The 13,253-nt window shown below is 39.3% G+C and carries 8 protein-coding genes; 6 read left to right on the top strand and 2 right to left on the bottom strand.

What is annotated here, in order from left to right:
- Positions 1 to 742: 742 nt before the first annotated feature.
- The 6 genes from RMZ95_RS07870 (at position 743) to RMZ95_RS07845 (ending at position 12,051) form a co-directional block, all read left to right on the top strand.
- Positions 743 to 3,550 carry a calcium-binding protein gene (locus RMZ95_RS07870; RefSeq protein WP_322686173.1) on the top strand — a complete coding sequence of 936 codons (2,808 nt, stop codon included), beginning with the start codon at positions 743 to 745 and terminating at the stop codon, positions 3,548 to 3,550.
- Between the two features lie 402 nt (positions 3,551 to 3,952).
- A complete protein-coding gene (locus RMZ95_RS07865; RefSeq protein ID WP_322686172.1) occupies positions 3,953 to 5,437 on the top strand; it encodes an ABC transporter substrate-binding protein in 1,485 nt (494 codons plus the stop codon).
- 12 nt (positions 5,438 to 5,449) lie between these two features.
- Positions 5,450 to 6,895 carry an ABC transporter substrate-binding protein gene (locus RMZ95_RS07860; protein WP_322686171.1) on the top strand — a complete coding sequence of 482 codons (1,446 nt, stop codon included), beginning with the start codon at positions 5,450 to 5,452 and terminating at the stop codon, positions 6,893 to 6,895.
- Between the two features lie 94 nt (positions 6,896 to 6,989).
- Positions 6,990 to 9,470 carry a hybrid sensor histidine kinase/response regulator gene (locus RMZ95_RS07855; protein ID WP_322686170.1) on the top strand — a complete coding sequence of 827 codons (2,481 nt, stop codon included), beginning with the start codon at positions 6,990 to 6,992 and terminating at the stop codon, positions 9,468 to 9,470.
- A 226-nt stretch (positions 9,471 to 9,696) separates the two neighbouring features.
- Positions 9,697 to 10,509: a response regulator gene (locus RMZ95_RS07850; protein ID WP_322686169.1), complete on the top strand. Its 813-nt coding sequence runs from the start codon at positions 9,697 to 9,699 to the stop codon at positions 10,507 to 10,509.
- A gap of 882 nt (positions 10,510 to 11,391) precedes the next feature.
- On the top strand, positions 11,392 to 12,051 hold the full coding sequence (locus RMZ95_RS07845) for a sigma-70 family RNA polymerase sigma factor (protein ID WP_322686227.1): 660 nt from the start codon (positions 11,392 to 11,394) through the stop codon (positions 12,049 to 12,051).
- Between the two features lie 161 nt (positions 12,052 to 12,212).
- On the opposite strand, the gene RMZ95_RS07840 is transcribed toward RMZ95_RS07845, so the two are convergent.
- Both RMZ95_RS07840 and RMZ95_RS07835 read right to left on the bottom strand, forming a co-directional pair.
- Complete coding sequence (locus tag RMZ95_RS07840) at positions 12,213 to 12,419, bottom strand: hypothetical protein (protein WP_322671657.1); 207 nt, start codon at positions 12,417 to 12,419, stop codon at positions 12,213 to 12,215.
- Between the two features lie 129 nt (positions 12,420 to 12,548).
- The gene (locus RMZ95_RS07835; RefSeq protein ID WP_322699241.1) at positions 12,549 to 12,941 is read right to left on the bottom strand and encodes a hypothetical protein; all 393 of its coding nucleotides are present in this window, start codon (positions 12,939 to 12,941) and stop codon (positions 12,549 to 12,551) included.
- Positions 12,942 to 13,253: the final 312 nt, after the last annotated feature.

The following is a 13,253-nucleotide window of genomic DNA, read 5'->3' as shown; positions in this document are numbered from 1 at the left end:
GCTGTATTCTAGATTATTAGTGGTTTTCAGACATGAAGAATATATAAAGATAAGTACTGAGATTATACCGATCGGCAAATAATGTAAAGAGTATGCAAAGATATGTCTATAAGTGTGGACATCTCAGTAAATCTTCAGATATGGTTATCAAAGTGTTATTTAGATGTTCCCTATTTTTAAGCTACACACTTACGGGCAATAGCCCACAACAACTGCATAAAAATTATTTCCCTATCGAAAGTGAATTATTCTCTATATTTACCACAGTAGGGCTACGCTTTGAGAAGAAATATGAAGTGTGGGTTTTAGGCATTCAAGCTTGATTTTTCGACACTTTGTCAGTGATGGCTAGGTTGATCTGCGGATCGAGAATGATAAAAAAGTGTGAAACCATCTGTTTTCCTAAATACACGCTCATAAATATGTACAATGCTAAGACTTAGATAGTCTTAACTAGCATTATTAACGGGTACACAAATAACGAATGAAAAAGGAAATAGGGAATAGGCAAAGAATTTAACTTTGAATCTCCTGCCTCCTAACTTTTTCAAGTCAGTTAGATAAGTCCTACTTACAAGCTCATCAATAGGGTAAATCTTCGAGAAAATGCTAACCCTCAAGGGTGGCATAACAGTATGTCGAAAGCGTCAACTCTCGGCGATTTCCGTGTGTCCTCAAACAACATTAACAACAAGTTAATAGCTGAAGTTACTCAAAATATCGATTCAGGAAGGTAAGAGTTATGGTGAATATCATTGGAACCAACGGTAAAGATACTCTATTGGGTACTCAGGACGCAGATACAATTAACGCTAAAGTGGGTGATGATATCATCGATGGCAAAAATGGCAACGACCTTTTAAGCGGTGATGCCGGAAATGATACCCTCATTGGTGGTGCAGGCAATGATACTCTCCTTGGTGGTACGGATAACGACTCCCTCCGTGGTGGTACAGGTAACGACTCTCTCCGTGGTGGTACTGGTAATAATCTGGTGCGGGGTGATGAGGGAAATGATACCCTTGATGCTTCCTATTCTTCTGGAAATAACATCCTCAGTGGAGATGCAGGAGATGACTACCTTGATATTAGCTATTCTGCTGGCAACAATACGGTTTCAGGCAAAGACGGCGATGATTCCTTTTACGCCGATGAAGTCCGGGGTAGAAACACTCTAAATGGAGGCGCTGGTAATGATGACTTCCATTTGTCCGCCTCAAAAACTGCCCCCTCTTCCTTAACGACTCAAAGTGTAAATGGAGAAACAGGTCAGGATTCTTTGTCTGTATATTACACCCGTGCTACTAAAGGAATCACTTCGAGTTTCGATGCTGCTACTAACACTGGCTCAATTCAGGCTGGCACAAATCGGATTAACTACACCAATATCGAACAATTAGAAATTAGAGGTACAACCTACGCTGATTTTATTGTCGGAAGCAATGGCAACGATTTACTCTTCGGAGGCAGTAGTGGCAACGATTCAAATTATGGCAATGATACAATTTTTGGCGGTGAAGGTAACGATTACTTGAATGTTGATTATTCAACAAGCGATAACATCCTTAACGGTGGTGTTGGTAACGATCAATTCAGTGCTACCTCTTCAACAGGCGATAACATCCTCAATGGAGAAGATGGCAGTGATAATCTCTCTGCGTCTAAGACAGATGGCAATAACACCCTCAACGGTGGTGCTGGTGACGATCAATTAGATGCTAACTTTTCAACAGGCGATAACATCCTCAATGGAGGAGATGGCAATGATTCTCTTAGTGCCTCTCGCGAATACGACTATTCCGCCTCTTTTACCTCTGGTGATAACACACTCAATGGTGGTGCTGGTGACGATCAATTGAGTGTTAACTATTCAACGGGCGATAACATCCTCAATGGCGGGGATGGCAATGATTCTTTCTTTGCCTCTGGCTACTACGACGACAAAAAAGCCGAGGGTAGGTTTGGTAATAACATTTTCAATGGAGAGAATGGTAATGATTCCTTCTCTTTCGTCCTATATACTTCTCCACTTTCCTTAGCGACTCAAACAGTAGATGGGGGAACAGGTAACGATTTGTTAAGCGTTTCGTATATCTATCCTAGTGGGGGAATTACAACAACATTCAATGCTGCTACTAACACTGGCTCGATTAAGGCGGGCACGGATCTGATTAACTACAAGAATATCGAAGGATTACATATCTCAGGTACAGCCTACAATGACTTGATTGTGGGGAGTAATGGCAACGATACTATCTCGCTCTATGCCAATAGTAGCAATGATACTATCGATGGCGGAAAAGGTGATGATTTATTAGAAGGCTATTATTACAGTAATTCTAGCGGGGGTGAGGGAATCACTTCGACATTCAATGCTGTTACTAACACTGGCTCCATTACATCAGGCACGAATCAGGTTAGTTACAAGAATATCGAACGATTAAATATTTCAGGTACAGCCTACGATGATTTGATTGTCGGGGGCAATGGCAACGATACACTCACCGGAGGCGATCGCGGCAAAGATACTATAGATGGAGGGAAGGGTGATGATTTGTTGTCTTTCTATAACTATTCCATCGGCCAGGGAATCACTTCAACATTCAATGCTGCTACTAATGCTGGTTCGATTACAGCAGGCCCGAATCAGGTGAGCTACAAGAATATCGAACAATTAAATATCTCAGGTACGAACTACGATGATTTGATTGTGGGGAGCAATGGCAACGATACCCTCGCTGGGGGACGTGGAAATAACACGATTCTCGGCGGTGCAGGTAAGGATTACTTGAGTGCTGACTATTCAAATGGGAATAATTCGCTCTCTGGTGGTGATGATAATGATTCTCTTAACGTCTCTGGCTCCTATGACGACTACCGAGGCGATTTTGATCTCGATGCAATCTCTGGTAAGAACACCCTCAATGGTGGCGCTGGTGACGATAACTTAGTTACTGACTATTCATCAGGCAATAACCTACTGAATGGGGGCGATGGCAATGATACTCTCACAGCCGCTGGTTCAGCCTCCTTATATTCCTCATACGGAGCTTATACTGTCTCTGGCAATAACACGCTCAATGGTGATGCTGGTGACGATCGCTTGATTGTTGACTATTCATCAGGCAATAATCTACTGGATGGAGGCGATGGTAATGATACTCTCACAGCCTCTGGCGCTTCTGGCAAGAACACCTTCAAAGGTGGCAAAGGTAATGACAACCTTTATGGAGGAGCTGGTACTGATACCTTTGTTTTCAATAGTTTCAGTGAAGGCATTGATAATATTTATAATTTCAACGCGACTAATGAACTGATTCAGGTATCGGCTGTTGGTTTTGGTGGCGCGTTATCATCAGGTTTACTCTCAGCTAGCTCTTTTACCCTTGGAACATCTGCAACAACCAGCAATCAGCGAGTTATCTATAACAACACTACAGGCGCACTATATTTTGACCAAGATGGTAGTGCGGGTGGATTTGCTCAGGTACAATTTGCACAACTATCTGGTGGAGTGTCACTAAGTCAAAATAACTTGGTAGTTGTTTAATCCTCAACCCCACAGTCAAATAGAAATCTTCAGAATGCGAGGTGCTTAATATAACGCCTTGCATTCGATTCATCAATGGAATTATTAAACCACGCGGCAGAATAATTATTCTAATCGGTGCAAATAGGGAGGCGAGGTGCTAGCGCCCCGCTTTGCTAAGGCGCTTCCTTCCGTGCAAAGAGCAAGCAATTGCCCATCTCTTTTAAGAGCGATCGCTTGTAAATTATTGAGAGACCAACAAAAAGCCTTAAATTGAATATACAGTAGATTTCAAGCTGTAAAGTAAACAAGCTAAATCTGTTACTCAGATATAAAGCGTGTTTTACTCCTGAATTCTGACTTCTGAATTCTGAATTCTGAATTCTGCTGTATCTATTCAGTTTAAATATAAGCTCTAGAAGTGTGGTGTCCAGAAAAAAAGCCAGTCAGATTACTCAAGTCTTGAAGAGTCAGCAGAAAGCTAAAGAAGCTTTTAGTGTAGTACCAAGACTAACCAACCGTCGCTACGCACTCATCGCATTAATCCTCTGCTTAATAATTGTTGCTTGCACTAACACATATCAATCCTCGCCTTCCCCATTTAATAAGTTATCTAGTGAAAGTACCGATTTAAGGATTTGGTGGGATAAAGGTTTTACTCAGGAAGAGGATGAAGCTCTCAAGCAACTAGTTAGTGAGTGGGAAAAACAAACTGGCAACAAAATCAAGCTTTCTTTATATTCCACAGATGAGCTAACACGGAAGATTCAAAGAGAAATTCAGGCTGGCAACCTACCTGATATTGTTACCAGTTATACTGCCGATCGAGAAATTATTCCCCGTTTAAGTTGGGAAGGCAAACTAGCAGATGTATCAGATGTAATTGAGCCACTTAAAAGTTTTTATCCAGAAAAAATCCTCAAAACTGTTCAGTCTTATAACAATGTTACTCAAAAGCGAAGCTACTATGCTCTGCCAATGAGCCAAGCAACTATTCACATTTTTTACTGGCGAGATTTGCTAAAGCAAATAGGTCGTAAAGAAAGTGATGTACCAAAAGATTGGGATGATTTTTGGGAGCTTTGGAAACAAATACAGGATGACTTGCGGACAAAACAAATACCAGATAAAAAACAGAATATTTATGGATTAGGATTTACTTTCGGCATTAGTTCTGCTGATACATACTATTTATTTGAGCAGATTTTAGAAGCATACGACGTGCAAATTTTAGATTCTATGGATAAACTCCTTCTTGACGAGCCGAAAGTGCGTCAAGGCATTATTAACAGCTTAAAATGGTACACAAATTTTTATCAGCAAGGCTATGTTCCACCAGATGCTATAAATTGGTTGAATCCAGATAATAATCGTAGCTTACTCAATCAAAGCGTGGTGATGACTCCTAACAACTCGCTTTCAATTCCTGCTGCTGTGCGGCAAAACCCCGATACATATTATCAAAAACTTGGGATCTTAGAGTTTCCAAATAAACCCAATGGCTTGCCAATGCGCTACTTAATTACGGTGAAGGAAGCGTTTTTATTTGCCGATTCTCAGAAACAGAAACTAGCTAAGGAGTTTCTTGCATACTTAATACAACCAGAAGTGATGGGAAATTATCTCAAGGCTTCTGGAGGCCGTCATTTACCAGTTTTAACATCAGCGTGGGAAGATCCTTTTTGGAAAAATTCCAAAGATCCTTATCTCTCGACTGCCATTAATATATTTCTCAACAGAGAAACTCGCTCATTTTATTTTGTCCAAAACCCAGCCTATAGCTTGGTTTTAAAAGATAATGTCTGGGGTAAGGCGCTCAATCGAATTGTTGTAGATAAAATTTCTCCAGAGCAAGCAGCTGATGAAGCGATCGCCCGAATTAAGCAAATTTTTGACCAATGGCAGTAAGCTTTTATAAATATGACATTTAAAACAAAAGCTAGTCAAATTGCTAAAGGCTTTCATAATCAGCCGCAATATTACTATTATTGCAGATATGTGTTCATCGTATTGACACTCAGCTTGATAATTATTGCTTGTAGTAACACCTCTCAATTAAAACAATCTTCAGTCACCCATTCCCCTACTGACAACACCGTTTTAAAGATTTGGTGGGATAAAGGTTTTACTGTCGATGAAGATGAAGCAATCAAGCAGTTGGTGAGCAACTGGGAAAAACAAACTGGTAATCAAGTCAAGCTTTCCTTCTATATTGGCGATGAGCTACCGCAGAAGGCGCGTAGGGCCATTCACGCAGGTAATCCACCCGATATCATGATGAGTTACGGCGCTGAAAGAGCCTTGAATCCGCATTTGGCTTGGGAAGGGAAACTAGCGGATGTAACGGATGTAATTGAGCCAGTCAAAAATCTTTATCCTGAATATGCCCTGCAAGCTGTTAATTATTATAATAATGCTGCAAAAAAGCGAAGCTACTATGCAGTTCCAATCAATCAGGCAACGGTTCATATTTTTTACTGGCGAGACTTGCTAAACCAAATAGGTCACAGTGAAAGCGATATTCCCAAAGATTGGGATAGTTTTTGGGAATTTTGGAAAAAAGTACAAAATGATTTGCGGGCAAAACAGCAAAAACAGGATATTTATGGACTAGGTTTTCCTTTTTCTACTGGAGCTTCAGATACCTACATCTTTTTTGAGCATATTTTAGAAGCATACGATGTGCAAATTCTTGACTCCAACGGTAAACTGCTAATCGACGATCCAAAGGTCAGACAAAAAATTGTCCAAGCATTAGATTGGTATACCAAATTTTACCAACAAGGTTATGTGCCACCAGATGCACTCAATTGGTTAAATCCAGATAATAATCGCAGCTTGCTCAACCGTGTGGTGATGATGACTCCTAACAACACCCTCTCAATTCCTTGCTCTGTGCGCCAAGATCCCGACACCTATCGCCATAAGCTTGGTATTTTAAAATTTCCCAACAAACCCAACGGCAAGCCAATGCGTTATCTACTCACACTTCGGCAAGCAGTTTTGTTCGCCGATTCCCAGCAACAGAAAAAAGCTTTGGATTTTCTTGCATATCTCACCCAATCACAGGTGATAGGTAAGTATCTGAAAGCTGCTGGAGGTTGTAATTTACCTGTCATCAAGACACTTTGGCAAGACCCATTTTGGAAAAACCCAGCTGACCCACACGTTTCAACTGCGGTCAAGACAGTGACGGAAGGTTCAACGCGGTTATTTTATTATGTCCAAAACCCGGCATACAGCGTAGTGTTAGAGGAGAATATCTGGGGAAAAGCTCTGAATCGAATAATTGTAGATAAAATTTCTTCAAAGCAAGCAACTGATGAAGCAATTAAGCGGATAAAACAGATTTTTGCTCAATGGTAATCAATAATTATTTATATTAACTAAAGGAATAATCAATCTACATGAATAATAAAAAAGATAAATATCTTTAGAATAAGAAACAAGTTGTAAATATATGAACTTCTGGAATCAGCACCTAACTATTAAAGTTGCCAGTTCCTTCTTATTCCTATCCTTAGTAACTGTAGGTGTAGTAGGAGGATTTGCTTTTATCAATGCGAGGGAAGCTTTGAAGCAAGCTGCTTTTGAACGGCTCAGTGCTGCTGCCACTCTCAAAGAAGAAGAAATTACCCGTTGGTTTGAAGACCAAGAACGAGACTTTCTCTTAGTAACTCAGTTTCCAGACGTACAAAATAATTTTCAAATCCTTTTAAATTCCAAACCCGCCGACGCAAATTATCGAAAAGCTTACAAAGTTCTCTCAGATTATCTTGCAAATATGGCTACAATCAAGCCAAGTCTGGGAGAAATTTCCATTCTTGACCGGAGCAATCGGATTATTTTATCTACTAATAAACAGCGTGAAGGTCAATATGAAATTTCAGCTAACATCACCTATATTGAACAGATTCAGCCAGGAGACTCTTTTGCCCCCATCTTTTATGCCTCACCGATTACTGGTAAGCCATCAGTTACTTTTGCAACCCCTCTACGTGATGCAGCCAAGGTACGTCAAGGTGTCCTTTTAGCCGATCTAAATTTAGGCAGAATAGATCAAATTGTACGAGAACGTACAGGCTTAGGTAAGAGCGGAGAAACTTATTTAGTTGGTTCTTTAGTAACTAAAAACGCTTTTATTTCTAAAGATAAAAATAAAACACCGGACTTTTCTCAAGGGGTTAGCAGCCAAGGTATTGATGCAGCAATGGGTGGAATTAGCGGTCAAGGACTTTATCCAAACTATGCTGGAGTGTTAGTAATTGGGGTATATCACTGGCTCAACGATCAAGACCTGGCCTTAATGGTGGAGATGAACCAGGAAGAAGCCTTTGCGCCGGCTCAACGATTAGCAGGAACGATGATGCTAGTGGGATTCTTATCAATGGGATTTCTATTGATTGGAGTGTCTTGGCTAACGCGACAGTTAAAAATTTCTGGCGAACAGTTAGAGAATTATAGCCATAGATTAGAACTAAAAGCCAAAGAAGCCGAAACTGCCAACCGTGCCAAAAGCGAATTTCTCGCAAACATGAGTCACGAACTTCGTACTCCTCTTAACAGCATCCTTGGCTTTACTCAGCTAATGATGCGCGATTCTTCTATCAATGTTTCTCAGTTGGAACATTTAGAAATTATCAGTCGCAGTGGAGAGCATTTGCTTACCTTGATTAATGATGTGTTGTCAATGTCCAAAATTGAGGCGGGTTTAACGACACTGAATAACAATAGCTTTGACTTGTACACTCTACTTGATTCACTTGAAGAGATGTTTCAAATTAAAGCGGAATCCAAAGGTTTACAGTTGATGTTTGAACGTAGACCGGAAGTTCCTAGATATGTGCATACAGATGAAAGTAAATTGCGTCAAATCTTGATTAATCTCCTTGGTAATGCTATCAAATTTACTCAAGAAGGTGGCGTCAGTTTACGAGTTAGAATGAAGGAAGAAAGTAGACTACAGCAACAAGAAGGGACACAAGTAATAAGAAACTCCCATCCTTCATTCTTTTGGCTTCATTTTGAAGTTGAAGATACCGGAACAGGGATTGCACCTGCCGAAATTGAAAAGTTGTTTAAACCCTTTGTTCAAACAGAAGCAGGTCGAAAATCTCAGCAAGGAACAGGTTTGGGTTTAACTATTAGCCAACAATTTGTGCATCTAATGGGGGGAAGTATTACTGTTAGCAGTACTTTGGGACAAGGAACGATTTTTTCTTTCGATCTGCAAATTAGTCTAGCAGAAGTAGCTGAAGCTCCAATTCTACAGCTAAAACGACAAGTAATTGGTTTAGAGCCTAATCAACCAAAATACCGAATCTTAGTAGTTGAAGATAAATGGGAAAATCGCCAACTCTTAGTCAAGATGCTAGTATCCCTTGGCTTCGAGGTACGCCATGCTGAAAATGGTCAAGAAGGGGTGACTCTTTGGGAAACTTGGGAACCGCAACTGATTTGGATGGATATGCGGATGCCTGTAATGGATGGGTATGAAGCTACTAAACAAATTAGAGCTACTTTAAAAGGTCAAGCTACTGTGATTATTGCCCTAACTGCTAGTGCTTTTGACGAGGAACGCTTTGTGGTTTTATCGGCTGGTTGCAACGATTTTGTACGTAAGCCGTTCCGAGAGGAAGTAATCTTGAATATGATGTCTAAATATTTAGGGGTGCGTTATGTATATGCAGATAAACCCCTTCAAAAAGACGAATTTGCTGAAAATTCCGACCTGAAAATTTTATCATTAGAAGAGATGCTGGCTCAGATGCCCACTGAGTGGGTAGCACAGCTCCACCAAGCGGCGCTGTGTACTGATGAAAAGCTGATTTTTAGCTTACTTGAGCAAATTCCTGAAGAATCTGCTCTTTTGACAAACACTCTGTCTGATTGGGTTAATAACTTTCGCATTGATAAAGTTATTGATTTAACACAACTGTAAGAAATGATTTTTGAATCAAAATTCAGAAGTCAAAACAAGAAAGTGGGGGATTGAGACCTGCCACTAATTAAATATCGCTAAATCTTCGTGTAGTGAATGCACTAGAAAGAAGATTTGGTAGGGATCTTATACTAAACTCATTGATTTACCAGTCGGACTCCAATTAAATTCTGAATTCTGATTTCTGACTCCTGAATTATTTTCTAATAAATTATTTCTAATAAATATGGATAACCATCAAGTTCAGCTACCAAAAGCAAATATTCTTGTTGTTGATGATACACCCGATAATCTGCGACTTTTATCCGCTATGCTAACTCAGGTTGGCTATGAAATTCGGAGAGTTATTAACGGACAAACAGCTTTGAAAACAGCACAAGCTGCACCGCCCGATTTAATTTTGCTTGACATCATGATGCCAGAAATGAATGGTTATGAAGTCTGTCAACATTTGAAAGCCTCAGAGAAAACCCGCGACATTCCGGTGATTTTTATTAGCGCCTTGGATGAAGTTTTTGACAAAGTTAAAGCTTTTGCAGTCGGGGGAGTGGATTATATTACTAAACCTTTTAGTGAAGAAGAGGTTTTTGCCCGTGTAGAAAATAACTTGACTATCGGAAGGTTGCAAAAACAACTGACCCAGCAAAATATACTTTTGCAGCAGGAAATTAGCGATCGCCAAAAAGCAGAATCAGCCCTGCGCCTCAGTCAGTTTTATTTAGATAAATTTAAGGATTCTATCTTTTTTGTAAATTCGGATGCCCAGCTAGTTTACGTGAATGAAGCCGCCTGTCGTCATCTTGGCTACTCCCGCGCCCAATTGTTGACCATGACTGTTTACGATATAGATCCAAATTTTTCGACGGTTACTTGGCGATCGCACTGGGAAGAAGTTAGACAAAAAGGCTCTCTCACTTTTGAGTCTAGTCAACGAACTCAAGATGGTCAGGACATAGCCGTAGAAATAACTGTCAATTATCTAGAGTTAAACGGACAGGAGTACCATTGTGCTAGCGTCCGTGATATCATCTCCTACTAATATCATTTCAGCAAGCCGCTAAAGTATTTTGTATCAAAACTTCCGTAAATGAATAAGTAGTCTGAGATTGCTAGAAGATATAGCACAAGCCTTGGTGATTAGGACATCAACAGATGATAAAACTTAGACATAAAAATACTTTTCACCCAGTCCCCAGTCCCCAGTCCCCAGTCCCTCGCTATACCTTTAGTCAAGACTTCTAATCTAAAACTGCTAACACAGGTGGGAAAAAAGATTTTTTCTGAGGTTAGCAACATTTTTTACATAAATTAATAAAACTTTGACAGCAAAATTCCTGACAAATTATGACTTTTTCATGCTGTTAAAAAGTGAGTGATTCACTAAATTAAAGGTATGGTTAAAGTAAACTTCAATCCAAAACCTCAAGAAGGTCTAACTAAGTAGAAGCAGAAGGGAAAAGCCCAACAGTAACAGGTTCTTCTGATTTGCATTTTACATTTAATTATTTCCTCTTACTGAGTTGATTATGTGGATTGAATTGAATCGGCGAACAAAAGTGTATTGCCCATTGCAACCATGCAGTTATCATCTCTGATATCTGACAGATAATCATAGATAGCATCAAAAATCAAGCAAAGAAATGTTTGGCTACTGCATCAAGTCTGCAAAGTATGCCCAAAAAAATGCTTCAGGAAAGAAAATAAGATGCGAAAAAATAGTATAAACCAAGATTTTATCCCGCCTGAAGAAGCAATTCATCGTTGTATTCAGGCATCTGAGCAAGGAAATATGGATAGCATTGCTGTTAAAACTGATAATGCGAGCAATAACTCTTTGACTGTAGAAGATGTTACTACTGATTTGGATATTCAGAGTCATTCACTACCAATAAACCAGGAAGTCAGGTATCCGTTGTCTAGCATTTCAGCTAAGGAGGATCTAAATAAACAGCTAGCATCCTTAGTTAACCAAGCCCGTAGACATTCACCTGGAAGCTCTCAACGTCAGAAGTTGCTCACGCAAATCATTCGTTTGACACAAGGTAAACTCTGGAAGGAAAATACTCCCTACTATCAAGACGCACTGCAACAAACTTGGTTGTATTTCTGCCGCAATGTTTGTGATGGTCTAACAGGTCAAGCCTATGACTCCACTCAAGGTAGTGTGATTAATTGGCTAGATGCTTACCTAAAACGCAGACTACAAGATTTTTATCTCAACCAAAACCGGGAAAAAGCCATAACAGTCTCCTTTGGGGTTCGTCAGTCTAAGTCGGGTGAGATTGGTGAAACTATTGACCCGATAGATAATATACCAGCTACCCCCCAAGCACCTCCTATTTTGGAAAACCTGGAGACATGGGTGGAGACAGACTCGGATATGGAACTACGTAGTACTCACATTAAAGGGCGTCCAGACGTAAATTGTCAGGTATTAATTCTCAAACGCTTACCCCCAGAAGTTAGCTGGAAAGAATTATCAAAAGACTTTGGGCTGTCAATTGCGACATTAAGCAGTTTCTATCAACGTCAATGTCTACCACGCTTGCGGAAATTTGCTGAGGTAGAGGGTTTATTATAAACTAGGCTTTCACCATAGGAAGGTGGCTCACAAAATTCCAGATACTGGCAGCAAAACAATATTTCAACAGATAACCTAGAGAGGCAGTCTAGGATAAATATCGATTTAGGTTTTACCTATTCACGAAATATAATAATGTCCATGCCAAACCTGATACTTTATTAACCTACAATACTCTGAAATAAAAAACCAATAATTAGACCAACTATTCCAGCAATCAAACCGGCACAAAAGAAGTAGAAAAATAATTCAAAACTTGCTTGAGTATTTTGAGTATATCTGAAATAAAATATTGCCCAAATTGCTCCAAGCGTTCCTAAAATTACTGTTGGAATCGTTACGATTGCTATGACACTTTGAGTTTTCATTGATATATGTATAGTATTACGAACCGTAAAATTTTATAGTTAAACACATAACACAAAAGACCAGAATTCGGCGAAAAATCAAAAAATATGCACGAATAGAGCTAAAAAAACGTACTTATACAGAACGGATTATGAATAAAATCTGATGAAAATCAATCCTGGTAAAACTGCTCCTTCAATAATGCCTATAATCCAGAAAATTGAAATCCAAAGAAGCCAGCTGAAGCCTTCAGAACTAATAAAGAAATCAGCTGAAAATCCTTCAGCTACCCTCGAACCAACTAAATTACCAATAAAACCACCAACTATTCCACCAAGCAATCCTCCCAAAAATGAGTAGAAAAATAACTTGAGAGTTACTTGAATATTTTGGCTATACAGTAGATAAATTATTGCCCAGAGCAATCCTATGATTGCTGAGATTACTACCGATACTAATATAGCAAAGATTATCACTTTCATCGCTTTTTTCGTGGTCTTAGCTATGGGTAAAGATATAAGGTTCAGACTTAATAGTAACATGACAAAAAATATCGCTATAAAACGGGAGCATCCCAATGCAAGCAAAAAGAGGGGAAAAACCCAGATTATTCTTTAACTATTATTAGCCGAGAGACTCTCAAAAATAAAATAATTCATTACAGTTTTGTTTGAAATGATTACTATCAATTAAATTTGAGGATGATTTTTAATTATCCTATCAAACTTAGCGGGATAATATAGTTAAAACTGGCTTGATTAATAATCACTAATTATATGTACCAACTAGTGATTATTAACAAATTTTTATATCTGATTTGTTCAGCAGTTTCGCAGCTATAACTAGTCTAAACT

It is taken from the genome of Nostoc sp. DedQUE07, assembly GCF_034530975.2.
Taxonomy (GTDB): Bacteria; Cyanobacteriota; Cyanobacteriia; order Cyanobacteriales; family Nostocaceae; genus Nostoc.
Note: the sequence above shows the minus strand (reverse complement) of the source record. Positions and strands in the feature narration are given on the sequence as shown.